Origin of the sequence: Vibrio sp. 99-70-13A1, assembly GCF_013114625.1 — a bacterium.
Taxonomy (GTDB): Bacteria; Pseudomonadota; Gammaproteobacteria; order Enterobacterales; family Vibrionaceae; genus Vibrio.
In genome coordinates, this window is sequence record NZ_VTXD01000016.1 from 39,571 (window position 1) to 62,717 (window position 23,147).

Consider the following 23,147-nt stretch of genomic DNA (forward strand, 5'->3'; position numbering starts at 1 on the left):
TCCGTTAATGGTATGAGGTGGCCCTAAGACCACCTACCAATTACCAGGTCTGGGTTGCCTTGAAATCGTCAACAAGCTTCTTCAGCTCAGCTTCGATTTCTTTGTTGAAAGCACCCGTTGCGTCGATCTGTGTTGCTAGATCAGCGTATTGACCACGAGCAAACGACAGTAAAGCTGCTTCAAAATCTAGAACTTTAGAAAGTTCAACGTCTTGAAGGTATCCACGCTCTGCAGCGAAGATTACTAGAGCTTGGTCAAATACAGACATAGGAGCATATTGTTTCTGCTTCATTAGTTCTGTAACTTTTTGACCGTGGTCTAGTTGCTTTTTGGTCGCTTCATCAAGATCCGATGAGAACTGTGCAAATGCTGCAAGTTCACGGTATTGAGCTAGAGCAGTACGAATACCGCCAGATAGCTTCTTGATGATTTTAGTCTGCGCCGAACCACCTACACGAGAAACTGAGATACCTGGGTCAACGGCTGGACGTACGCCCGCGTTGAATAGTTCAGTTTGTAGGAAGATCTGACCATCAGTAATCGAGATTACGTTCGTTGGTACGAATGCAGATACGTCACCAGCTTGCGTTTCGATGATAGGTAGAGCAGTTAAAGAACCAGTCTTGCCTGTCACTTCACCGTTAGTGAATTTTTCTACGTATGCTTCGCTTACACGAGCAGCACGCTCTAGTAGACGAGAGTGAAGGTAGAAAACATCACCAGGGAACGCTTCACGGCCAGGTGGACGCTTAAGTAGTAGTGAAATTTGACGGTAAGCTACCGCTTGCTTAGATAGGTCATCATAAACAATCAGTGCATCTTCACCGCGATCACGGAAGTATTCACCCATCGCACAACCAGCATACGGTGCAAGGTATTGCAGCGCTGCAGATTCAGAAGCAGATGCAACAACAACAACAGTGTTAGCCAGTGCGCCGTGCTCTTCTAATTTGCGAACTACGTTAGCAATAGTCGACGCTTTTTGGCCGATAGCTACGTAGATAGAGAAAATACCAGAGTCTTTCTGGTTAATAATCGCATCGATCGCCATTGCTGTTTTACCAGTCTGACGGTCTCCGATTACTAGTTCACGTTGACCACGACCGATAGGGATCATTGAGTCAACAGACTTGTAACCAGTTTGAACAGGTTGATCAACCGATTTACGATCGATTACACCTGGTGCGATAATTTCTACAGGCGAAGTCAGTTTTGCTTCGATTGGACCTTTACCATCAATTGGCTCACCTAGCGTGTTTACAACACGACCAAGCATTTCAGGACCTACTGGTACTTCAAGAATACGACCAGTACCTGTAACTTTCATGCCTTCCTGTAGGTCAGCATACGGGCCCATTACAACAGCACCAACCGAATCACGGTTCAAGTTTAGTGCTAGAGCGTAACGGCCACCCGGTAGTTCGATCATTTCACCTTGCATCACGTCCGCTAGGCCGTGGATGCTAAGGATGCCATCGCTTACAGAAACGATAGTACCTTCATTGCGAGCTTCACTAACAACGTCGAAAGATTCAATACGTTGTTTAATTAGATCGCTAATTTCAGTGGAATTAAGTTGCATGCTCCAATCCCCATTAAGACTGCAATGCATCGCTCAGGCGGTCTAAACGACTGCGCGCTGAGTTATCGATGACTAGGTCTCCGGCTCGAATAATAACTCCACTAAGTAGAGTCTCATCTATACTGCAATTCAGCTGAACTTTGCGCGCTAAGCGCTGTTCCAATTTGCTGCTGATTTCTGCGTGTTGCTCTTTTGAAAGCTCAACGGCTGAAGTAACTTCAACGTCGATTTCTTTCTCATGCTCTTGTTTAAGCAATAAGAACTGTTTGCATACATCAGGAAAAGCCATTAAACGGCCATTCTCTGCCATCACTTTAATCAAGTTCTGACCGAATTCATCAAATTGTTCGCCACAAATTACAATGAATACTTCAGCTAATTTTTCAGCAGTCATAGAACCGCTTAATAAATTGTGAACATCATCGTTTTGTGCCACTTCGGCAGCAAAAGTAAGCATTTGACCCCATTGGTCTAGCTCACCTTTATCTACCGCAAAGTCAAACGCTGCTTTAGCATAGGGGCGTGCGATTGTAGTCAAATCAGACATATACAGCCCCTTGCTTTAAAGTTTTGCAGTAATGTTGTTAAGAAGATCATCGTGTACATCTTTATCGATAGTACGTTCAAGGATTTTCTCAGCACCAGCTATAGCCAGAGTTGCGACTTGTTTGCGCAGGTCATCACGGGCACGTGTACGCTCAGCTTCAAGTTCTGCTGCCGCTTGCGCTAAGATTTTCTGGCGTTCTGCCTGAGCTTCTTCGCGAGCTTCATCAATAATTTGAGCTTTACGTTTATTTGCCTGTTCAATAACCTCAGTTGCAGTGCGCTTCGCTTCCTTCATTTGCTCGGAAGCGTTGGCTTGTGCCAGGTTCAAGTCTTTCGCAGCGCGCTCAGCGGCTACAAGACCATCAGCAATTTTCTTCTGACGTTCTTCAATTGCTTCCATGATTGGTGGCCATACATATTTCATGCAGAACCAAACAAACAGCGAAAAAGCAATTGCTTGACCTAACAGAGTTGCGTTCATATTCACAACAGCTACTCCTCGTTAAGAATCAACTACAAAAATTTAATTAACTATTAAGAGTTAATTAGCCTGCTAGCTGACTTACAAATGGGTTAGCAAACGTGAATAGTAGTGCGATTACGATACCGATCATTGGAACAGCATCCAGTAGACCAGCGATGATGAACATCTTAACTTGTAGCATTGGAGCCATTTCAGGTTGACGCGCAGCGCCTTCTAGGAATTTACCACCAAGAATAGCAAAACCAATTGCAGTACCTACGGCACAAAGACCAACAATGATAGCAACAGCGATTGCTGAAAAACTTAGTACAGTTTCCATTTACGTTCTCCGATTAACATTAATAGTTAGAATAAAGCTTTAAAAAATTTTAGTGATCACTATCTTCATGGGCCATTGATAAGTAAACAATTGTCAACATCATGAAAACAAATGCTTGAATCAAAATAACCAAGATATGGAAGATAGCCCAAGGTAGTGCACCTACCCATTGTAAGTACCACGGTAGCATTGCCGCGATAAGAATAAACACCACCTCACCCGCAAACATATTACCAAATAAACGCATACCTAGAGATAGTGGCTTCGCTAATAACGAAATTACCTCAAGTACCAAGTTAAATGGAATCATGATTGGGTGATTAAATGGATGCAGTGCCAATTCTTTAGCAAATCCGCCTAAGCCTTTTACTTTGATGCTGTAGTAGATCATCAGAGCAAAAACACCTAAAGCCATTGCCATGGTTATATTCACATCAGCAGTAGGAACCACTTTAAGGTAAGGGATACCTAGCCAATGCTCTGCAGGATATGGTAAGAAATCGATTGGCACTAAGTCCATCAAGTTCATTATGATAATCCAGCAGAATATAGTCAGTGCTAGTGGAGCGATCAGAGGATTGCGACCATGGAAAGTTTCTTTAACGTTGTCACCAACGAATTCAACTACCATTTCAACAAAACACTGGAGCTTACCAGGAACACCTACTGTTGCTTTCTTTGCAACTGAACGAAAAACCCAAAGGAAAATCGCACCAGTTAGTACAGAAAAGAACAGGCTGTCTATATGTACGTTCCAGAAACTTGTTTCCTCTACAAGACCAAACTTAGCTAAAGAAAGGTTTTGTAAATGGTGTTCAATGTATCCGGATGCTGTTGGCGCAGCCATAACTCATCCTATTTTTTATTGTTAATGAAAAGCACTGGCGCAAAGATATTAATCCCGAGAGCCAGTAAATAGGTCAGTTTGAGGGGAACGAGTTCCACCTGCATATACATGTAGACAATAGAGAATAGTAAAACTGTGATTAGGATTTTTAATACTTCACCTGCATAAAAGGACGCAGCAACTAACTTAGTTGCACGAGCTCCGCAAAATAGAAAAGCACAAACACAAAACACCACATTGGCAATGACAAAAATGCCGCCACCGATCAATGAGGCAAAACCCCAATCAGGATTAACCGTTATACCTAACCCTACTGCCACTAATATAACCGCGCTAAGCTCGATCAATAACATTTGCTTTGCAAGCACTCGTCCTGGTCTTGCTAACGCCGCTACCATGTATTCTTCCTCTTTTAAGCCCACTAACACTTGCTTAAAAGTGTGTAGAGAAATTGGCGAAAATTATACGGTCAGTCAGATTGAATGCAATTAAAATGCATCATTTTTTTACATTTTTGTATACAAACCGACAACTTTTAAACAAAAGGCCTTGTTTGTAACACAATTGACCTAAATCAATTATCTCATTTAGTGCTCTAGCTTGGCAATCAATTGCTCTAATTTGTGAGGCTCATCAAGAGTAATCGTAACCTTTGATTTCCCTAAGTTATTTCGAACAATTGAAACGTTTGCTTGCAATTTTTCAGCTAATCTTTGCGAAATAGCTAGAGCTTCTTGGTCTTCAGGCTTAGTTTTTTCTTCAACTTCTGGTTTTAAACAGTTTTTAACAAGAGACTCTGTTTGGCGAACCGTCAGTTTCTTATCAGCTACAGTATTGGCAATTTCAACTTGCTTATTACCTTCCAAAGCTAACAATGCACGAGCATGCCCCATTTCAAGCTGTTTATTCGAAACTAAACCTTTTACTTCGTTTTCAAGCTGATTTAGACGTAATAAGTTACTCACTGTCGTTCTAGACTTACCAATAACTTCTGCAACTTGTTGATGCGTGAGCTCAAATTCATTTTGTAGACGCTCTAATGCTTGAGCTTCTTCAATAACATTTAAATCTTCACGCTGAATATTCTCAATCAAAGCCATCGCGATTGCGGCTTTGTCTTGAACCTTTTTAATTAAACAAGGCACTTGTTTTAAACCCGCTTGGCGAGCAGCACGCCAGCGACGTTCACCAGCAATAATCTCAAAATGGTCTTGTGAGATAGGACGAACGATAATCGGTTGAATAATACCTTGTGACTGAATCGATGCCGCCAGCTCTTCTAGAGCTTCTGGAGCGATATCTTTGCGAGGTTGATAAACACCAGGTTTTAAACTATTCACGGAAAGCTCAATCAGTTCACCATCGGCAGATAATGCTTGGCTATGTGATGCTACCAGCTGTTTTTCACGAGCTAATGAGCTAGTTGCAAGTAATGCATCTAACCCTTTTCCTAAACCACGCTTAGACATTGAGCGAATTCCTTTGGTTGGATTTATACAGGAACTTCTTCACGACGAAGCATCTCTCCAGCTAAAGCAAGATAGGCTTTAGCTCCAGCAGAATACTTATCGTAATACATTGCTGGTTTGCCATGACTTGGGGCTTCAGCTAAACGTACATTCCTTGGGATAACAGTTCGATATACTTTACTACCGAAATGTTTCTTTAATTGATCGGATACTTCATTTGATAAGCGGTTACGAGGATCATACATAGTTCGAAGTAAGCCTTCGATCTTAAGGTTCTCGTTTACAACCGCTGCCAGCTTACTAATTGTATCCATCAAAGCTGTTAAACCCTCCAATGCAAAGTACTCACATTGCATTGGAACCAACACAGAGTCAGCTGCAGCCATTGCATTGATTGTAAGGAGGTTTAAAGAAGGAGGGCAATCAATAAAGATGAAATCATAGTTATCGCGAACTGATGCTAGCGCATTTTTTAAACGTACTTCACGGGCAAACACTTCCATCAGCTTTATTTCTGCTGCGGTGACATCTCCATTTGCCGCAATTAAATCATAGTTTCCTGACGGGCTACGACATACCACTTCATCAAATGGAGTATCTTCGACTAACAAATCATAAGCTGTTGCTTCGACTTGATATTTATCGACTCCACTTGCCATAGTGGCATTACCTTGAGGATCGAGATCAACAACCAGTACTTTGCGTTTTGTTGCAGCCATTGATGCTGCTAAATTAACACAAGTCGTTGTTTTCCCTACACCGCCCTTTTGATTGGCAACTGCTACAATTTTACCCACTATGGCCTCGCTGATTATCCCTGACGCGATAAAGTTACTAAGTGACGGTCGCCTTCCAGCTCCGGGACATCCAAAACTTTAATATCAACCACAGAGCACCATTCAGGTAACAGGTCGATTTCATCTCTTGGATGTTGTCCTTTAAGAGCTAAAAATACACCAGACTGCTCTTTAGGTAAATGATGACACCATTCCACCATATCTGTCATTGAAGCAAATGCACGACTTAGAACACCATCAAACTTTTCTTCTGGTTGAAACTCTTCAACTCGGCTTTGAACAGGTGTCACATTTTGGATGCCTAGTTCATGCGTAACTTGCTTAATAAAGCGAATACGCTTGCCTAAGCTATCGAGTAAGAAAAATTCACAGTCGGGATTCATAATCGAAAGAGGGATACCTGGTAATCCAGGTCCAGTACCCACATCGATAAAGCGCTTACCTTGCAAGTGAGTACTAACAATAACACTATCAAGGATATGCTTAGTTAACATATCCATAGGATCACGAACTGACGTTAAGTTATACGCTTTATTCCACTTGTTCAGCAACTCAACGTACCCAACAAGCTGGTCACGTTGTTTATCTGAGACTTCTAAGTCTGTTTGGCTAAGTAGGTGATCAAGTTTTTCTCGTAATAACGACATTATGCGTCCTCACCTTTTTTTAATAAGCCTTGTTTTTTTAGGTAAACCAATAAAATGGATACCGCTGCAGGTGTGATACCTGAAATTCGAGAAGCGATACCAATAGACTCAGGTTTTGAAGTTGATAGCTTCAAAACAACTTCGTTAGATAAACCTTTAATTTGGCTATAGTCTAAATCAGCCGGTAACTTCGTGTTTTCGTGACGAAGAGATTTTTCAATTTCATCTTGCTGACGCTGAATATAACCTTCGTATTTAACTTGTGTTTCAACCTGCTCTGCCGCTTGTTGATCATCCAAGGCTGGACCAAAAAGATCCAAAGACGTTAACAAGGCATAGTTTAATTCCGGACGACGTAAAAGATCTTCACCACTTGCTTCACGAACCATTGGTGTTTTTAGCAATTCATTAAGTGACTCAATACCTTCAGATTTTGGGTTCACCCAAGTTTCTTTAAGGCGTTGGCGCTCTTTTTCTATGTTCTCAACTTTATCGTTAAAACGAGCCCAGCGAGCATCATCAACCAGCCCTAGTTCACGTGATTTTTCAGTCAAACGTATATCGGCGTTGTCTTCTCGAAGTAATAAACGGTATTCAGCACGAGATGTAAACATGCGGTAAGGTTCTTTAGTGCCCATTGTTGATAGGTCATCAATGAGTACGCCCATGTACGCTTGATCACGACGTGGGCTCCAGCCTTCTTTGCCTTGTGTGAATAAACTCGCGTTTAAGCCTGCCATCAAGCCTTGCGCAGCTGCTTCTTCGTAGCCTGTCGTGCCATTAATTTGTCCCGCGAAGAACAAACCTTGAATAAATTTAGTTTCGTACGTCTGTTTTAAATCTCGAGGATCAAAGAAATCATATTCAATCGCATAACCCGGACGCACGATATGAGCATTTTCAAAACCTTTCATTGAACGGACAATTTGAACTTGAACATCAAAAGGTAAGCTGGTCGAAATCCCATTTGGATATAACTCGTGAGTCGTTAAACCTTCAGGTTCAATAAAGATTTGATGGCTATTTTTATCAGAAAAGCGCATCACTTTGTCTTCAATTGAAGGGCAATAGCGAGGACCAATACCTTCAATAACACCCGCATACATTGGGCTTCTATCTAGATTTGCACGAATAACATCATGCGTATTTTCATTGGTATGCGTAATAAAACACGGAATCTGCTTTGGCTGTTGAGCTCGATTACCCATGAATGAAAAAACAGGTGTTGGATTATCACCATGCTGAACTTCTAGTTCAGAGAAGTCGACACTGCGCGCATCAATTCTTGGCGGTGTGCCTGTTTTCAAGCGATCAACTCTAAATGGAAGATCACGTAAACGGTTTGCTAGTGCGATCGATGGTGGATCACCAGCTCGCCCTCCAGAAGAACTTTCCATTCCAATGTGGATCTTACCACCAAGGAATGTACCCACGGTTAGCACAACGGCTTTCGCATGGAACTTAAGCCCCATCTGAGTAACCACACCAACAACTTGATCCTGTTCTACGATCAAGTCATCCACTGACTGCTGAAATAAAGTTAAGTTTGGTGTGTTTTCTAGAACATTTCGAACAAACGCTTTGTACAAAGCACGATCAGCTTGAGCACGTGTCGCACGCACTGCTGGACCTTTTGATGCATTTAACGTTCTGAATTGAATACCAGAATGATCGATGGCTTGTGCCATTAAACCACCCATCGCATCCACTTCTTTGACTAAGTGACCTTTGCCAATACCACCAATCGCTGGGTTACAAGACATTTGACCCAAGGTATCGATGTTATGAGTGAGTAATAACGTACTTTGACCAGTACGTGCAGATGCGAGTGCGGCTTCCGTTCCTGCATGGCCACCGCCGACAACGATGACGTCAAATTTTTCATGATAAAGCATGGACCGACCTCAGGTATTCAAATGATTCTGGAGAGTGAAAAGGAGCAGTATTCTACCTGTTTTCATGGCTTGAGAAAACGTTTTTGAATTTTTTAAACAGGCTCTTTTTTAATTAATATATATAAGATCTTTATAGAGATCTTTTATTAGATCTATTATTAGGATCGACCACTTCTGTGGATAACTAGAAAATGATCAACAAGATCATGGATCTTTTTTAGATCAAATGATGTGATCTAACTTTGATCAGGATGAGGATTTCCTGGGATCAAAATGGCTACTTATACACAAGGGCTAAATAACAAGAAAGTTATTATTTGGATAACTATAGGTTAATCACCGATTAAGTATGTATTTATCCACAGGAGAAATGAAGAAATAAAGGAAATTGGTAGAATTTTTTAAGAAAAAGTTATGCACAAAGTGATTTTTAGATATAAAAAAAGTGGCGTTCAGCCACTCTTTTGTTCGTGATTCACACTTAGAACTGATTAATACAGCTATTTAACCACTCTTCTGCAGCATCTTCAGGTACTGGTACTTCAAGTACATCAATAGTGAAACATGGTGTGAGTGGTTGAGCTTTCATCTTTTCCATTAGCGTAAATGCTTCTTTGCCTGCAGAGCAAAAGGTATCGTAACTCGAATCACCAAGCGCAATAACAGCAAACTTTATTGCGGATAAATCATAATTTGTATCTTTTATAGCTTGAATAAAAGGTTTGATATTATCTGGAAATTCACCTGCACCATGAGTTGAAGTTACTATTATCCAAGAGCCTTCAGCTGCTATTTGATTAAAGTCCGGCTGGTTGTGAATTGTAACTTGGTGTCCTTGGTCTTCAAGAAGTTCACAGAGGTGATCACCTACATACTCTGCTCCGCCAAGAGTGCTACCAGTTATTATTTGAATCATATAAGTTCCCTTTTAGAGGAGATGGCTGTGATGTTAGCCATCTCCCAAATGCTATTTACCGATACAGAAAGAAGAAAAGATACGACCAAGTAGATCGTCTGAACTGAACTCTCCGGTTATCTCATTTAGGTGCTGCTGAGTGATTCTCAGCTCTTCAGCCAAGATTTCTCCAGCCATGTAACCTTCTAATTGCTGCTGCCCAATATCAAGATGATGAGAAGCGCGGTCTAAGGCATCTAGGTGTCGTCTACGTGCCATGAAGCCTCCTTCATTACCACCAGCAAAGCCCATGCAATCTTTTAAGTGGTTACGCAGAGCATCAACACCTTCTCCGGTTTTTGCGGATAAACGAATTAGGGTTGGATCATTTACGTGGCAGATCCCCAGGTCTTCACCGGTTTGATCCGCTTTATTGCGGATCACCGTCATACCTATGTTATTTGGTAAACGATCAACAAAATCAGGCCAAATATCTTTAGGGTCGGTAGCATCGGTTGTGGTGCCATCAACCATAAATAAAACGCGATCAGCTTGTTCTATTTCTTCCCAAGCTCGCTCTATGCCAATTTTTTCTACTTCATCGGAAGCTTCACGCAGACCCGCAGTATCAATAATATGCAGTGGCATGCCTTCAATATGGATATGTTCACGCAGTACATCGCGGGTTGTGCCGGCTATATCGGTCACAATCGCAGAGTCTTTGCCCGATAAGCTATTCAATAAACTTGATTTACCCGCATTCGGACGACCGGCAATAACGACTTTCATGCCTTCACGCATGATAGAGCCTTGGTTTGCTTCGCGCTTAACGGCATCCAAATTATCAATGATGGTTTGTAAGTCGGCACTTACTTTGCCATCGGCTAAGAAATCAATTTCTTCTTCAGGGAAATCTATAGCGGCTTCAACGTAGATACGAAGGTAGATAAGAGATTCAACTAAGGTATTGATACGTTTTGAAAACTCACCTTGCAGTGATTGTAATGCTGACTTTGCGGCTTCTTCTGAACTGGCATCGATTAGATCTGCAATAGCTTCTGCTTGAGTTAAATCCATCTTGTCGTTTAAAAATGCACGTTCAGAGAACTCTCCTGGGCGTGCAGCACGAACGTCGGCAATGGTCAGAATGCGCTTGATAAGCATGTCCATAACGACAGGACCACCGTGTCCTTGAAGCTCTAAGACATCTTCACCAGTAAAAGAATGTGGGTTAGGGAAGTACAAGGCAATGCCTTGGTCTAACTCAATACCATCATGGGATTTAAACGGAAGATATTCAGCGTAACGAGGCTTCAAAGTTTTGCCTGTTACTTCTAAAGCAACTTGTGCGGCTTTAGGTCCTGATACTCGGATAATACCGACACCACCACGTCCTGGCGCGGTAGCTTGAGCAACAATCGTATCTGTAGTCATAGTTGTGCCTGCTAAGAAGTTGGAGCGTTTTGCTATTCAACATTTAATTCAATTAGCTGAATTGTAATCAGCCCAAAACAAAAAGGCGACCTTTTGGTCGCCTTTCTTTATGTCTTTATCAAGTCAGTCTTACTTAGAGTGTAAGCCTTTCTTTTCCAGCGCTCGGTAGATTAGAGTTTGCTGAATCAGAGTTACAATGTTCGATACTAACCAGTATAGAACCAGACCTGAAGGGAAGAACAAGAAGAAGAAAGTAAACATAACCGGCATAAAGGTCATGATCTTCTGCTGCATTGGATCCGTTACTGTTGTCGGGCTCATCTTCTGAATTAGGAACATTGAAGCACCCATTAGAAGTGGCAAGATGTAGTACGGGTCTTGTGCTGAAAGGTCAGTTATCCAACCGAAGAACGGTGAGTGACGCAGTTCAACTGACTCCATTAGTGCCCAGTAAAGCGAAATGAAGATAGGCATTTGCAGAAGAATAGGTAAACAGCCACCTAGTGGGTTTACTTTTTCTTTCTTATAAAGCTCCATCATTTCTTGACTCATGCGTTGGCGATCATCGCCAATACGCTCACGCATTGCAGTCAGCTTAGGCTGAAGCATACGCATTTTCGCCATAGACGTGTACTGAGCTTTTGTTAGCGGGTACATAGCACCACGAACGATGAACGTTAGACAGATGATTGCCAGACCCCAGTTCACAACGATGCCTTGAATGAACGAAAGCAGGGTGTGAAGTGGTTTAGCAATGAACCATAACCAACCGTAGTCAACTACTAGGTCTAGGTTCGGTGCAACTGCAGCCATTTGGTCTTGAAGTTTAGGACCAACCCAAAGCGTTGCTTTGAAGCTTGCTTGGTCGCCCGTTGCGATGGTTTTGTTCGGCATGCGAACACCGATGTCGCCAAGGTTACCAATTACACGAGTGTAAACGTTGCTGCCAGCTTCGTCGCGCGGGATCCATGCACTTGCAAAGTAGTGCTGAATCATCGCTGCCCAACCTTGACCATTTGCTAGGTTAAGAGACAGGTTGCGATCTTGCATGTCGTCGAAGCTGTATTTTTTGTAACGCGTATCTTCCGTAGAGTAAGCACCACCACGGTAAGTTGGCATTGTTAGGCTACCGCCGTCATCCATTACGTTTTGACGTAGGTGCGCGTACATACCAAATGTTGCGTTATTGCCTGAATTATTCACGACATCATATTCAACATCCATTGCGTAGCTGCCACGCTTTAGGATAAATGTTTTCGTGTAATCAAGACCATTTGCCTGATAAGTCATTGGGATGCGTAGTTCATCTTGACCATCAGCAAGTGTAAATTCTTCAGCTGAAACCGTGTAGCTTGGACGGTTTGTGCTGCTTAAGTCTATACCTTGAGGACCAACTAAACCACTTTGAGCGATAAACTGGTGACCAGGTTCATTCTTAAGAAGAACAAAAGTATCTTCAGAATCAAATTCTGCAGAGTAGTCATTCAAGTTTGCTGTAACGACATCACCACCAACCGTATCAATTGACAGAGTCAGAACATCAGTTATTACTGTGATTGTTTTTGCAGAAGCCATTTGACCCGGAGCTGGGTCTAAATCATCAGCAAAAGATGGTGCAGGTAAAGTACTGCTAGATTGTGCCTGCTCAACCGCTTGAGGTGCTGGGTTCTGAGCTACGTTCCATTGTTGGAAAAGTAGGAAAGAAACCAATGCCAGCGCGATTAACAGGATATTACGTTGAGAATCCATCGTTATTAATCTCTGTCTTGTTTTTGGACTGGTGGAACGGGGTCAAAGCCCCCTTCGTTCAAAGGATGGCATTTTAATAGACGTTTGCCTGATAACCAACACCCTTTTACAAAACCGTGAGCTTTCAACGCTTCTATCGCATATAAAGAGCAGGTTGGAGTAAATCGGCAGCGTGGGCCGATGAGTGGACTAATAAACCATCTATAAAAATAGATGGGTATTAGCGCTATCCACGCGAAGGGCGAGACAGGCGAAGCCATAATTTATCTAAGAGCTTAAACATTTCTTCATTGCTTAAATCTTGCGCACTTTTCTTGGCTATTACAACAAAATCTTTGTTAGGAAGCTGATGTTGATTGTTACGAAAGCTTTCACGCGTAAGACGTTTAAATTTATTACGACCTACAGCAGTTTTAATCTGCTTTTTCGGAACAGCTAATCCAAGACGAGGATGAGAAAGAGAGTTATTACGAGCAATGATGGTGAAATGAGGGGAGCCGGCTCTATGAGCTTGCTTGAAAACGGTTTGATAATGCTCGGGAGTTAACAAGCGTAACTCCCGACCGAAGGCTAGCTTATTCAAAATAATCAAAGATTACTTAGAAAGACGCTTACGGCCTTTTGCACGACGTGCATTGATTGTTGCGCGACCGTTCTTAGTAGCCATGCGAGCACGGAAACCGTGTGTACGCTTACGCTTTAGAACTGTAGGTTGAAAAGTGCGTTTCATTGTAATTACCTTACTGATCAGTAGTTTTAGGTTTTTGTTAAACCCGGCGTGGGCATTTTTTCTCTTCTTATATAAGAAAGGAAAACCGACGCCTCTCAACAAAGAGGCGGAATTGTAATCACTGTCACAAAAAGTGTCAATGATTGGCTTAACTAAAATTCCGGTCGGGGGATTATACGTACTATGAGTTAAATCACAAGGATCCTTACTCGATCCCGACCTTATTTAAGAATTTTTTTAATTTTGGATCCTGTGGATTACCAAATATATCCTGTGGAGATCCCTGCTCAACAATATGTCCGTCTGCCATGAAGATCACTTTATCAGCGACTTCTTTAGCAAACTGCATCTCATGAGTGACCACCAGCATCGTCTGGTGCTGATTGGCGAGCTTTTTCATTAAGTTAAGTACTTCACCAACCCATTCAGGATCAAGGGCTGATGTGGGCTCATCAAACAGTAAAAGCTCGGGTTGAAGAGCCATTGCTCGACCGATTCCAACTCGCTGTTGTTGACCACCAGATAACGCAGCGGGGTAGCTGTCTGCTTTATCTCCTAGACCAATATCATCTAGGATTTGTTGTGCTTTTTCATGAGCTTGTGCTTTTTTCCATCCGCGAACGGTAATCAAACCTTCAGCTATGTTTTGCTTGGCTGTTTGGTGTGCAAATAGTGCGTAGTTCTGAAAAACGAAACCTGTTTTACGGCGTAAAGCTAGCACTTCTGATTTTGTGTGCTTTTGAGTATCAACAGTAATGTCGTCGATAGAGATCGAACCTTGGTTTGCTTGCTCTAAAAAGTTCACACAACGTAGCAATGTCGATTTACCAGTACCACTTGAACCTATGACGACAACTATCTCACCTTGGCGTATTTCTAGGTCGATCCCTTTAAGAACTTCGGTGTCACCAAACTGCTTGTGGATATTTTTTAATTTTATCATCGTACATATGCCTTATTGAGCTTGGCTTCTGCCCATATTTGAACACGAGTAAGTATGACAACTACTCCCCAATAAATTAGTGCTACAGCTAAAAAAGCCTCGAAAAAACGGAAACTTGATGATGCTTCCATTTGAGCTTTTGCCATAATTTCAGCAACACCTAAAGTAAAGGCGAGGGAAGTCGACTTAATCATATCGATGAAATAATTCATCAATGAAGGTAGGGCAACACGAGCCGCCTGTGGAAGAATAATACGTATCATTGCTTGTGGGGTTGTCATCCCAACAGATAGGCTTGCCTCCATTTGGCTGCGATCAACACCAATAATCGCGGCACGAATACTTTCAGCCATATAAGCAGCAAAATGCAAGGTTAGGCCGATCACTGCGGCACTAAAAGCATCTAACCCTACGAGAATTGGAAATACTTGCGGCAACCCATAATAAAGCAAAAACAATTGTACTAAGAGTGGTGTGCCACGAAAGAAGCTGATGTAGAGCTGGCTTAGCTGATCCAATACCGGAATTTTAAAGACACGAATATTGGCTAGGATCAGTGAAAGAATTAGGGAGAAGAATAGCCCCCACACTGCCATCTCCATGGTGGTACCTAAATACTTAAGAAGTATTGGCAATAGCTCCAACATGTAATTGAAATCAAAACCCATAACGGCTCTCTTATTGTTATTTTGTATAAATAGCTAGAAGTAAAAACGCAAAAACCCACCGCAAACTATAAGCAGTGGGCTTTAACTAGATAAGTGAGTAATTACTTCTTAGTAATATCCGCACCAAACCATTTTGTAGAAATAGTCGCTAGTGTGCCGTCTTCACGCATTGCTGCTAGTGCTTGGTTTACTTCAGCTTGTAGTTTCTTACCATTGTCGTTGTTGACGAATGGCCAAGCATTTTCGATGGTTTCAAAAGGTTGACCCGCTAGTTGTAAAGGTAGACCCGTTTTCTTAATTAGCTCGAGAGCTGAAAGGCGATCCATAACAAACGCGTCAGAACGACCTAAAGCCACATCATGCTCGATACCTGTATCATAAGTTTTTACGTTGATCTTGCCTTCTTTATCATAGCTACGAACCAGTTGTTCAAAGTTAGAACCTAGGTTAACCGCAACTGTTTTACCATAAAGGTCTTCAATACCTTGAATACTGTCATTACCTTTACGTACTGTAATTTGTGCACCATCGACCACATATGGGTCAGCAAACAGGTATTTTGCCGTGCGCGCTTCAGTAATGGTGATTTGGTTTGAAATCGTATCGATACGACCTGTTTCAAGTAAACCAAATAAACCAGAGAAGTTTGCTGTTACGTATTCCACGTTATAGTCATTACGTTTACCAATCTCATCCCACAAATCAACTTCAAAGCCTTGTAGTTGGTCTTGCTTTACGAAAGTGAATGGAAAATAACGACCTGACATACCAACTTTAACCTCGGTAGCAGCTTGAACTGTTGCAGCAGAAAGTGCGATTACTGCAATTGCAGCTTTAATCCAGTTTTTCATTTGGTAACTCCTTATATTTATAGAGCAGGATGTTACTGGGAAAATGCTCAATAGAATAAATAACCAGATGTTATTAACCATAACTAGATGCTATTCGATATTTGGGGATAACTAGCAAAGATCTGAGCATAAGTGGATCCTTATGTGAGTAAAGTAAGGGCAAGATGTGTGGATCCACGGGAATTCCCCTTAAATATTGTGAATAACTTCGATCTTATTCACTGGAACTGTGATCAATTGCTGGTGATCTGTTTTATCAACAGGTAAAATTGCCAGTCATTTCAGATAACTTAAATAGAGTGAGTGCATCGTGTCGTCTTCGCTTTGGTTGCAATGCCTGCAACAGCTTCAAGAAGAGTTACCAGCTACAGAATTCAGTATGTGGGTACGTCCGTTACAAGCGGAACTCAATGACAATACTCTAACTCTATTTGCTCCAAACCGTTTTGTACTGGATTGGGTACGCGATAAGTACCTAAATAGCATTAACCGTTTACTACAAGAATATTGTGGTAATGACATTCCACATCTCCATTTTGAGATTGGCAGTAAACGTGTTATTGCACCGACGCCTGCACCAGCAACCCCAACTCGCGCTCGAACGGCTGCAGATGTGGCTGCTGAGTCATCTGCACCTGCCCAGTTACAGGCTCGTAAGCCTGTTCACAATATATGGCGTGATGAAGAGCCTGTGGCGGTTGATTTAAACCACCGTTCAAACGTGAACCCAAAACACAAGTTCAACAACTTTGTTGAAGGTAAATCAAACCAATTGGGTTTGGCGGCGGCTCGTCAGGTTTCAGATAACCCCGGAACGGCTTATAACCCGTTGTTTTTATATGGTGGAACCGGTCTAGGTAAAACGCACTTGTTGCATGCGGTGGGTAACGCCATTGTCGATAATAAACCGAACGCTAAAGTGGTTTACATGCACTCTGAACGTTTTGTTCAAGATATGGTGAAAGCACTTCAAAATAACGCGATTGAAGAATTTAAACGTTACTACCGCAGTGTTGATGCATTACTTATTGATGACATTCAATTTTTTGCGAATAAAGAACGATCTCAAGAAGAATTCTTCCATACGTTTAACGCGTTATTAGAAGGCAACCAACAGATCATCCTGACTTCTGACCGTTACCCGAAAGAGATCAATGGTGTTGAAGATCGTTTGAAATCTCGTTTTGGTTGGGGTCTAACAGTTGCGATTGAACCGCCTGAACTAGAAACGCGTGTTGCGATCTTGATGAAAAAAGCAGAAGACCACCAAATTCATCTTGCGGATGAAGTGGCATTCTTTATTGCTAAACGTCTGCGATCGAATGTTCGTGAGCTTGAAGGCGCATTGAACCGTGTTATTGCGAATGCGAATTTTACTGGTCGTCCTATTACTATTGATTTTGTTCGTGAAGCTCTGCGTGACTTACTTGCTCTGCAAGAAAAGCTGGTCACCATTGATAATATTCAAAAGACTGTCGCGGAATACTACAAAATCAAAGTCGCGGACTTATTGTCTAAGCGTCGTTCACGTTCTGTTGCTCGTCCTCGTCAATTAGCGATGGCACTCGCCAAAGAGCTGACTAACCATAGTTTGCCTGAGATTGGCGATGCATTTGGTGGCCGCGACCATACAACGGTATTGCACGCTTGTCGTAAGATTGCTCAGTTACGCGAAGAGAGCCACGACATTAAAGAAGACTATTCGAATTTGATTCGTACCCTTTCTTCTTAATTCGAAGTATTCTTACCACCCTAAGACCGAATTATTTATACCGTTAAGAGTTAGATATGAAATTTACCATTGAACGTAGTCACTTAATTAAGCCACTTCAGCAAGTATCAGGCGCATTAGGCGGCAGACCAACGCTCCCTATCTTAGGGAATCTACTGATTAAAGTAGAAGACAATGTATTGTCGATGACAGCGACGGATCTTGAAGTTGAACTGGTAAGCCGTGTCACTCTTGAAGGGGATTTTGAAGCGGGTAATATTACTGTTCCATCTCGTAAGTTTTTAGATATTTGCCGCGGGCTTCCGGATAACTCAATTATTACTGTTGTGTTAGAAGGCGATCGCATTCAAGTTCGCTCTGGCCGTAGCCGCTTCTCTTTAGCGACGCTACCAGCTGCTGATTTCCCAAATATTGAAGATTGGCAAAGCGAAGTTGAAGTGTCGGTTACTCAAGCTGAACTTAAAGGTTTGATAGAGAAGACTCAATTCTCAATGGCAAACCAAGACGTGCGTTATTACCTAAATGGTATGTTGTTTGAAATTGAAGGTTCAATTTTACGCAGTGTAGCAACCGATGGTCACCGAATGGCAGTATCTCAAGCTGCATTAGGTGCTGACTTTGCTCAAAAGCAGATCATCGTGCCGCGTAAAGGTGTGCAAGAGTTAGTGAAATTACTCGATTCACCAGAACAGCCAGTGACTTTGCAAATTGGCTCTTCAAACCTGCGTGCCGAAGTTAACAATTACGTATTCACTTCTAAGCTTGTTGATGGTCGTTTCCCTGATTATCGTCGAGTAATGCCTCAAAATACCACTAAAACACTTGAAGCAAGCTGTGACGAACTGCGTTCAGCCTTTTCTCGTGCAGCTATTCTTTCAAATGAGAAGTTCCGTGGTGTGCGTGTTAACTTAGTTGATAGTGAAATGCGTATTACAGCGAATAACCCAGAGCAAGAAGAAGCCGAAGAAGTGCTGGATGTAAGCTTTGATGGCGATTCGCTAGAGATTGGTTTTAACGTAAGTTATGTATTGGATGTTTTGAATACATTGCGTTGTGAACAGGTGCGTATTTCGATGTCAGATGCCAATGCCAGCGCACTGATCGAGAATGCTCAAGACAGCAGTGCAATGTATGTTGTTATGCCGATTCGTCTGTAAAGGTTTAGTCAATATATGATGATTTCATGCCGTTATCGCGCTTAATCGTAAAACAGTTTAGAAATATTGAAGCCTGTGACATTGAACTGTCATCAGGCTTTAACTTTCTTATAGGCCCTAACGGAAGCGGAAAAACCAGTGTCCTTGAAGCTATTTATTTGCTCGGACATGGTCGGTCTTTTAAGAGTTCTTTAACTGGACGCATCATTCAAAATGACTGTAGCGAGTTGTTCGTACATGGTCGTTTTATGACATCGGATCAATTTGAGCTACCAATAGGTATTAATAAGCAGCGTGATGGTACGACAGAGGTTAAAATAAGCGGTCAATCTGGGCAAAAACTTGCTCAATTGGCTCAAGTATTACCTTTGCAATTGATTCATACCGAAGGGTTTGATTTACTAACCGACGGTCCGAAAAACCGCCGTGCTTATATTGATTGGGGCGTTTTCCATAGTGAACCTGCTTTTTACGAAGCGTGGGGTAGAGTAAAGCGCTTAAACAAACAACGTAATGCGTTATTGAAAACGGCGACCGACTACCGAGAGCTTAGCTACTGGGATCAAGAGCTAGCACGTTTAGCTGAAAATATTAGCCAGTGGCGATCAGATTACATCGAGCAACTGAAGAATATCGCTCAAGAAATTTGTGCGACCTTTTTGCCTGAATACGATATTCAGATGAACTACTATCGCGGCTGGGATAAAGACACACCCTATGCTGAAATATTAGAAAAGAATTTTGAAAGAGATCAGCACCTTGGTTACACCTTTAGTGGACCAAATAAAGCAGATCTAAAGATTAAAGTGAATGGTACACCTGTTGAAGATGTACTTTCACGAGGTCAATTGAAGTTAATGGTGTGTGCATTGCGTGTCGCGCAAGGTCAGCACCTAACGGAAATGACAGGTAAGCAGTGCATCTATTTGATAGATGACTTCGCTTCCGAATTAGATAGCCAACGTCGCGCCCGTTTAGCGGATTGCTTTAAAAAGACGGGGGCTCAAGTTTTTGTAAGCTCTATTACCGCTGATCAGATTGCAGATATGCATGAAGAAAATAGCAGGATGTTTCATGTGGAACATGGCAAAATAGAGCAAGGATAATTAGTCAGAGAGTAACTATGTCAGATAATTACGATTCATCGAGTATTAAAGTACTGAAGGGTCTGGATGCGGTACGTAAGCGTCCAGGAATGTACATTGGCGACACGGATGATGGTACCGGTCTGCACCACATGGTTTTTGAGGTGGTAGATAACTCTATTGATGAAGCACTTGCTGGTCACTGTAATGACATCATTGTAACCATCCATGAAGATAGCTCTGTGTCAGTACGCGATGATGGTCGTGGTATTCCAACTGAATTGCACCCAGAAGAAAAAGTATCAGCAGCAGAAGTAATCATGACGGTTCTTCACGCTGGTGGTAAGTTCGATGATAACTCGTACAAAGTTTCTGGTGGTCTGCACGGTGTTGGTGTTTCAGTAGTAAACGCATTATCTAAGCAAGTTACTCTTACTATCCACCGCGGTGGAAAAACCCACACCCAAACATACAGCCACGGTGAGCCTCAGGCGCCACTAGCTGTTGTGGGTGACACGGATAAAACAGGTACAGAGATTCGTTTCTGGCCAAGTGAAGAAACCTTCACTAACATTGAGTTCCATTACGATATTTTAGCTAAGCGTCTGCGCGAGCTGTCATTCTTGAACTCTGGTGTGTCAATCAAGCTAATTGATGAGCGCGAAGAAGATAAAATGGATCACTTCGAATATGAAGGCGGTATCCAAGCGTTTGTTGAGCACTTGAACACCAACAAAACACCGATCATCCAGAAAATATTCCATTTTGATCATGAGCGTGAAGACGGTATTACCGTTGAAGTTGCGATGCAATGGAATGACGGTTACCAAGAAAATATTTATTGTTTCACCAACAACATCCCTCAGCGTGATGGTGGTGCTCACTTAGCTGGTTTCCGTGGTGCACTAACGCGTACATTGAACAGCTTCATGGATAAAGAAGGCTTCTCTAAGAAAGCGAAGACTTCAACATCAGGTGATGATGCTCGTGAAGGTTTGACTGCGATTGTTTCGGTGAAAGTGCCAGATCCTAAATTCTCAAGCCAAACCAAAGACAAGCTGGTTTCTTCAGAAGTGAAGTCTGCAGTTGAGTCTACAATGGGTGAGAAGCTGTCTGAGTTCCTAATTGAGAACCCAGGTGAAGCGAAAATCGTTTGTTCGAAAATTATCGATGCAGCACGTGCTCGTGATGCAGCGCGTAAAGCTCGTGAGATGACTCGTCGTAAAGGCGCATTAGATTTAGCGGGTCTTCCAGGTAAATTAGCTGACTGTCAGGAAAAAGATCCTGCACTGTCTGAACTATATATTGTGGAAGGAGACTCTGCTGGCGGATCTGCTAAGCAGGGGCGTAACCGTAAGAACCAAGCAATCTTACCTTTGAAAGGTAAAATCCTTAACGTAGAGAAAGCACGTTTCGATAAAATGCTGTCTTCTCAAGAAGTGGCAACGCTAATTACAGCCCTTGGTTGTGGTATTGGTCGTGACGAATACAATCCAGACAAGCTGCGTTACCACAACATCATCATTATGACCGATGCCGATGTCGATGGTTCTCACATCCGTACACTTCTATTGACGTTCTTCTACCGTCAAATGCCTGAACTGATTGAACGCGGCTACATCTACATTGCTCAGCCACCACTTTACAAAGTGAAAAAGGGTAAGCAAGAGCAGTACATCAAAGATGAAGATGCGATGGACCAGTATCAAGTATCTTTAGCTTTAGACAACGCAGAATTGCATGTAAACCCTGAAGCACCTGCGTTTGCTGGTGAAGGCTTAGAGAAGCTTGTTCACCAATACAATGCTGGTATTAAGCTTGTTGATCGCATGAGCCGTCGTTACCCACGCGCATTGATTCACGAAATGATTTATGTGCCTCGCTTAACCGCTGAGCAGTGCCATGATGAAGCGGTAGTTGAAGCTTGGGGTAAGCAGCTTGTTGACCAGCTAAACTCTAAAGAAGTGGGTGCGAGCCAATATTCTCTAGAAGTTGAAAAACACGAAGAGTTAGGTTTAAGCGTACCTAAGATTGTAGTACGTACACATGGTGTTACTCATGAACACGTACTAAGTATTGATCTAATTAACTCTAAAGAGTTAGGTAAACTAGCTGAGCTATCTGAAGCTCTTGAAGGTTTAATTGAAGAAGGCGCTTACATTAAACGTGGCGAACGAACGCAAGCCGTTTCTACTTTTGTTGAAGCTCTGAACTGGTTAGTGAAAGAGTCTCGTCGTGGTTTGAGCTTACAACGATACAAAGGTCTAGGTGAGATGAACCCAGATCAGCTTTGGGAAACCACTATGGATCCTGAAACTCGTCGTATGATGCAAGTAACCATTGATGATGCTGTTGGTGCTGATCTGTTGTTTACTACGCTAATGGGTGACCAAGTTGAACCGCGTCGTAACTTCATCGAAGAGAATGCATTGAAAGTTGCCAATTTGGATGTGTAGTCCAAATCTAAATGATTAAAAAATTGAAAGCACTGTCTATTGGCGGTGCTTTTTTATGTCTGTAACTATTTGAAAAATATTGAATTGGAAAAATAATTTAAAATAATCCCTTGAAACTATTTTGCTCAATCCACATATCTAGTTATGAAGAGGATGACTGTCTTGCTCAATAAGAGAAGAAACAGAACCTTCATAGCCGCTGACGAAGTATCGCTCAAGAGAGGATAACTTTAGCAGCACACAATTTAGATATTGATTCATGAACATGTCCCAGAGTTGTCACTAAAGAAAGTGAAACCCGAGGAATGCCAACTGAATCTCTTAGCTGATTACGAGATCACTCACAGGCATGATCTCAGTAATATTCACAGCTAAGACTATTGCTTACTAAAAGGATAGCATTATGAGAACTGTAGATTTCACTCCACTATACCGCAACGCAATTGGCTTCGATCGTCTAGTAAATATGATGGAAGCAAACACTTCAAAGAATACTTCTGGTGGTTACCCGCCATATAACATCGAGCAAAAAGACGAGAATCAATACCGTATTACCATGGCGGTTGCTGGTTTTGCTGATGAGCAATTAGATCTGACTCAGAAAGAGAATATGCTAATTGTTAAAGGTGAGCGTAAAACAGAAGAAGAGAAAACTTACGTTTATCAAGGTATCGCAGAGCGTGATTTCGAGCGTAAATTCCAACTGGCTGATTACGTAAAAGTGGTAGGCGCAAGTATGGAAAATGGTCTTCTACATATCGACCTAGAACGCGAAATCCCTGAAGCAATGCAGCCACGTAAGATTGCTATCAATGGTAAAAGCTTACTAGAAGGCTAAGTGTTATACGTTCATTTGAACTA

General features: G+C 42.1%; 25 protein-coding genes. 5 read left to right on the top strand and 20 right to left on the bottom strand.

The window, feature by feature from the left end; translation table 11 throughout:
- Positions 1–40: 40 nt before the first annotated feature.
- From atpA to F0226_RS11935, 19 genes are all read right to left on the bottom strand, one after another.
- Positions 41–1,582 (bottom strand): F0F1 ATP synthase subunit alpha, encoded by a 1,542-nt coding sequence (atpA, locus tag F0226_RS11845; protein WP_004735737.1) that lies wholly within the window; start codon positions 1,580–1,582, stop codon positions 41–43.
- Positions 1,583–1,595: 13 nt separating this feature from the next.
- A complete protein-coding gene (gene atpH / locus F0226_RS11850; RefSeq protein WP_171735834.1) occupies positions 1,596–2,129 on the bottom strand; it encodes a F0F1 ATP synthase subunit delta in 534 nt (177 codons plus the stop codon).
- Between the two features lie 15 nt (positions 2,130–2,144).
- Complete coding sequence (gene atpF, locus F0226_RS11855; protein ID WP_171735835.1) at positions 2,145–2,615, bottom strand: F0F1 ATP synthase subunit B; 471 nt, start codon at positions 2,613–2,615, stop codon at positions 2,145–2,147.
- A 58-nt stretch (positions 2,616–2,673) separates the two neighbouring features.
- Positions 2,674–2,931: a F0F1 ATP synthase subunit C gene (atpE, locus tag F0226_RS11860; RefSeq protein WP_004735734.1), complete on the bottom strand. Its 258-nt coding sequence runs from the start codon at positions 2,929–2,931 to the stop codon at positions 2,674–2,676.
- A 49-nt stretch (positions 2,932–2,980) separates the two neighbouring features.
- Positions 2,981–3,778, bottom strand: coding sequence for a F0F1 ATP synthase subunit A (gene atpB / locus F0226_RS11865; RefSeq protein ID WP_137375419.1), 798 nt, complete (start codon positions 3,776–3,778; stop codon positions 2,981–2,983).
- Positions 3,779–3,786: 8 nt separating this feature from the next.
- Positions 3,787–4,176, bottom strand: coding sequence for a F0F1 ATP synthase subunit I (locus tag F0226_RS11870; RefSeq protein WP_171735869.1), 390 nt, complete (start codon positions 4,174–4,176; stop codon positions 3,787–3,789).
- Positions 4,177–4,365: 189 nt separating this feature from the next.
- Complete coding sequence (locus F0226_RS11875) at positions 4,366–5,247, bottom strand: ParB/RepB/Spo0J family partition protein (protein ID WP_171735836.1); 882 nt, start codon at positions 5,245–5,247, stop codon at positions 4,366–4,368.
- A gap of 23 nt (positions 5,248–5,270) precedes the next feature.
- A complete protein-coding gene (locus F0226_RS11880; RefSeq protein WP_137375421.1) occupies positions 5,271–6,044 on the bottom strand; it encodes a ParA family protein in 774 nt (257 codons plus the stop codon).
- Positions 6,045–6,058: 14 nt separating this feature from the next.
- Positions 6,059–6,691 (bottom strand): 16S rRNA (guanine(527)-N(7))-methyltransferase RsmG, encoded by a 633-nt coding sequence (gene rsmG, locus F0226_RS11885; RefSeq protein WP_171735837.1) that lies wholly within the window; start codon positions 6,689–6,691, stop codon positions 6,059–6,061.
- On the bottom strand, positions 6,691–8,586 hold the full coding sequence (mnmG, locus tag F0226_RS11890) for a tRNA uridine-5-carboxymethylaminomethyl(34) synthesis enzyme MnmG (protein ID WP_171735838.1): 1,896 nt from the start codon (positions 8,584–8,586) through the stop codon (positions 6,691–6,693). The genes rsmG and mnmG overlap by 1 nt, the downstream gene beginning before the upstream one ends.
- A gap of 481 nt (positions 8,587–9,067) precedes the next feature.
- Positions 9,068–9,502: an FMN-binding protein MioC gene (mioC, locus tag F0226_RS11895; protein WP_171735839.1), complete on the bottom strand. Its 435-nt coding sequence runs from the start codon at positions 9,500–9,502 to the stop codon at positions 9,068–9,070.
- Between the two features lie 51 nt (positions 9,503–9,553).
- On the bottom strand, positions 9,554–10,915 hold the full coding sequence (mnmE, locus tag F0226_RS11900) for a tRNA uridine-5-carboxymethylaminomethyl(34) synthesis GTPase MnmE (RefSeq protein WP_171735840.1): 1,362 nt from the start codon (positions 10,913–10,915) through the stop codon (positions 9,554–9,556).
- 129 nt (positions 10,916–11,044) lie between these two features.
- Complete coding sequence (gene yidC, locus F0226_RS11905) at positions 11,045–12,664, bottom strand: membrane protein insertase YidC (RefSeq protein ID WP_171735841.1); 1,620 nt, start codon at positions 12,662–12,664, stop codon at positions 11,045–11,047.
- A gap of 5 nt (positions 12,665–12,669) precedes the next feature.
- On the bottom strand, positions 12,670–12,924 hold the full coding sequence (yidD, locus tag F0226_RS11910) for a membrane protein insertion efficiency factor YidD (RefSeq protein ID WP_137375427.1): 255 nt from the start codon (positions 12,922–12,924) through the stop codon (positions 12,670–12,672).
- The gene (gene rnpA, locus F0226_RS11915) at positions 12,891–13,214 is read right to left on the bottom strand and encodes a ribonuclease P protein component (protein ID WP_240701792.1); all 324 of its coding nucleotides are present in this window, start codon (positions 13,212–13,214) and stop codon (positions 12,891–12,893) included. Before rnpA ends, yidD begins: the two co-directional genes overlap by 34 nt.
- A 45-nt stretch (positions 13,215–13,259) precedes the next feature.
- A complete protein-coding gene (rpmH, locus tag F0226_RS11920) occupies positions 13,260–13,394 on the bottom strand; it encodes a 50S ribosomal protein L34 (RefSeq protein ID WP_004735800.1) in 135 nt (44 codons plus the stop codon).
- Positions 13,395–13,599: 205 nt separating this feature from the next.
- Positions 13,600–14,337, bottom strand: coding sequence for an amino acid ABC transporter ATP-binding protein (locus F0226_RS11925; RefSeq protein ID WP_171735842.1), 738 nt, complete (start codon positions 14,335–14,337; stop codon positions 13,600–13,602).
- The gene (locus F0226_RS11930) at positions 14,334–15,005 is read right to left on the bottom strand and encodes an amino acid ABC transporter permease (protein WP_171735843.1); all 672 of its coding nucleotides are present in this window, start codon (positions 15,003–15,005) and stop codon (positions 14,334–14,336) included. The genes F0226_RS11925 and F0226_RS11930 overlap by 4 nt, the downstream gene beginning before the upstream one ends.
- Positions 15,006–15,106: 101 nt before the next feature.
- A complete protein-coding gene (locus F0226_RS11935) occupies positions 15,107–15,856 on the bottom strand; it encodes an amino acid ABC transporter substrate-binding protein (RefSeq protein ID WP_171735844.1) in 750 nt (249 codons plus the stop codon).
- A 310-nt stretch (positions 15,857–16,166) separates the two neighbouring features.
- Between F0226_RS11935 and dnaA the strand changes: the two genes are divergently transcribed.
- From dnaA to gyrB, 4 genes are read left to right on the top strand one after another with little or no spacing between them, the layout of a single operon-like run.
- Complete coding sequence (gene dnaA / locus F0226_RS11940) at positions 16,167–17,588, top strand: chromosomal replication initiator protein DnaA (RefSeq protein ID WP_137375432.1); 1,422 nt, start codon at positions 16,167–16,169, stop codon at positions 17,586–17,588.
- A gap of 56 nt (positions 17,589–17,644) precedes the next feature.
- Positions 17,645–18,745 carry a DNA polymerase III subunit beta gene (gene dnaN / locus F0226_RS11945; RefSeq protein WP_171735845.1) on the top strand — a complete coding sequence of 367 codons (1,101 nt, stop codon included), beginning with the start codon at positions 17,645–17,647 and terminating at the stop codon, positions 18,743–18,745.
- Positions 18,746–18,771: 26 nt separating this feature from the next.
- Positions 18,772–19,851 carry a DNA replication/repair protein RecF gene (gene recF, locus F0226_RS11950; RefSeq protein WP_171735846.1) on the top strand — a complete coding sequence of 360 codons (1,080 nt, stop codon included), beginning with the start codon at positions 18,772–18,774 and terminating at the stop codon, positions 19,849–19,851.
- A gap of 17 nt (positions 19,852–19,868) precedes the next feature.
- Positions 19,869–22,286 (top strand): DNA topoisomerase (ATP-hydrolyzing) subunit B, encoded by a 2,418-nt coding sequence (gene gyrB / locus F0226_RS11955; RefSeq protein WP_171735847.1) that lies wholly within the window; start codon positions 19,869–19,871, stop codon positions 22,284–22,286.
- A 138-nt stretch (positions 22,287–22,424) separates the two neighbouring features.
- Here the strand turns inward: gyrB and F0226_RS22665 are convergent, their stop codons facing one another.
- The gene (locus F0226_RS22665) at positions 22,425–22,547 is read right to left on the bottom strand and encodes a hypothetical protein (protein ID WP_301338156.1); all 123 of its coding nucleotides are present in this window, start codon (positions 22,545–22,547) and stop codon (positions 22,425–22,427) included.
- A gap of 142 nt (positions 22,548–22,689) precedes the next feature.
- On the opposite strand from F0226_RS22665, the gene F0226_RS11960 reads away from it, so the two are divergent.
- Positions 22,690–23,124 carry an Hsp20 family protein gene (locus F0226_RS11960; protein ID WP_171735848.1) on the top strand — a complete coding sequence of 145 codons (435 nt, stop codon included), beginning with the start codon at positions 22,690–22,692 and terminating at the stop codon, positions 23,122–23,124.
- Positions 23,125–23,147 lie beyond the last annotated feature (23 nt).

What these genes read in the sequence shown, in the direction of transcription:
- atpA (WP_004735737.1), bottom strand. Translation starts at nt 1,582, where the DNA reads ATGCAACTTAATTCCACTGAAATTAGCGATCTAATTAAACAACGTATT.
- atpH (WP_171735834.1), bottom strand. Translation starts at nt 2,129, where the DNA reads ATGTCTGATTTGACTACAATCGCACGCCCCTATGCTAAAGCAGCGTTT.
- atpE (WP_004735734.1), bottom strand. Translation starts at nt 2,931, where the DNA reads ATGGAAACTGTACTAAGTTTTTCAGCAATCGCTGTTGCTATCATTGTT.
- atpB (WP_137375419.1), bottom strand. Translation starts at nt 3,778, where the DNA reads ATGGCTGCGCCAACAGCATCCGGATACATTGAACACCATTTACAAAAC.
- F0226_RS11870 (WP_171735869.1), bottom strand. Translation starts at nt 4,176, where the DNA reads ATGGTAGCGGCGTTAGCAAGACCAGGACGAGTGCTTGCAAAGCAAATG.
- F0226_RS11875 (WP_171735836.1), bottom strand. Translation starts at nt 5,247, where the DNA reads ATGTCTAAGCGTGGTTTAGGAAAAGGGTTAGATGCATTACTTGCAACT.
- rsmG (WP_171735837.1), bottom strand. Translation starts at nt 6,691, where the DNA reads ATGTCGTTATTACGAGAAAAACTTGATCACCTACTTAGCCAAACAGAC.
- mnmG (WP_171735838.1), bottom strand. Translation starts at nt 8,586, where the DNA reads ATGCTTTATCATGAAAAATTTGACGTCATCGTTGTCGGCGGTGGCCAT.
- mioC (WP_171735839.1), bottom strand. Translation starts at nt 9,502, where the DNA reads ATGATTCAAATAATAACTGGTAGCACTCTTGGCGGAGCAGAGTATGTA.
- mnmE (WP_171735840.1), bottom strand. Translation starts at nt 10,915, where the DNA reads ATGACTACAGATACGATTGTTGCTCAAGCTACCGCGCCAGGACGTGGT.
- yidC (WP_171735841.1), bottom strand. Translation starts at nt 12,664, where the DNA reads ATGGATTCTCAACGTAATATCCTGTTAATCGCGCTGGCATTGGTTTCT.
- yidD (WP_137375427.1), bottom strand. Translation starts at nt 12,924, where the DNA reads ATGGCTTCGCCTGTCTCGCCCTTCGCGTGGATAGCGCTAATACCCATC.
- rpmH (WP_004735800.1), bottom strand. Translation starts at nt 13,394, where the DNA reads ATGAAACGCACTTTTCAACCTACAGTTCTAAAGCGTAAGCGTACACAC.
- F0226_RS11925 (WP_171735842.1), bottom strand. Translation starts at nt 14,337, where the DNA reads ATGATAAAATTAAAAAATATCCACAAGCAGTTTGGTGACACCGAAGTT.
- F0226_RS11930 (WP_171735843.1), bottom strand. Translation starts at nt 15,005, where the DNA reads ATGGGTTTTGATTTCAATTACATGTTGGAGCTATTGCCAATACTTCTT.
- F0226_RS11935 (WP_171735844.1), bottom strand. Translation starts at nt 15,856, where the DNA reads ATGAAAAACTGGATTAAAGCTGCAATTGCAGTAATCGCACTTTCTGCT.
- dnaN (WP_171735845.1), top strand. Translation starts at nt 17,645, where the DNA reads ATGAAATTTACCATTGAACGTAGTCACTTAATTAAGCCACTTCAGCAA.
- recF (WP_171735846.1), top strand. Translation starts at nt 18,772, where the DNA reads ATGCCGTTATCGCGCTTAATCGTAAAACAGTTTAGAAATATTGAAGCC.
- gyrB (WP_171735847.1), top strand. Translation starts at nt 19,869, where the DNA reads ATGTCAGATAATTACGATTCATCGAGTATTAAAGTACTGAAGGGTCTG.
- F0226_RS22665 (WP_301338156.1), bottom strand. Translation starts at nt 22,547, where the DNA reads ATGAATCAATATCTAAATTGTGTGCTGCTAAAGTTATCCTCTCTTGAG.
- F0226_RS11960 (WP_171735848.1), top strand. Translation starts at nt 22,690, where the DNA reads ATGAGAACTGTAGATTTCACTCCACTATACCGCAACGCAATTGGCTTC.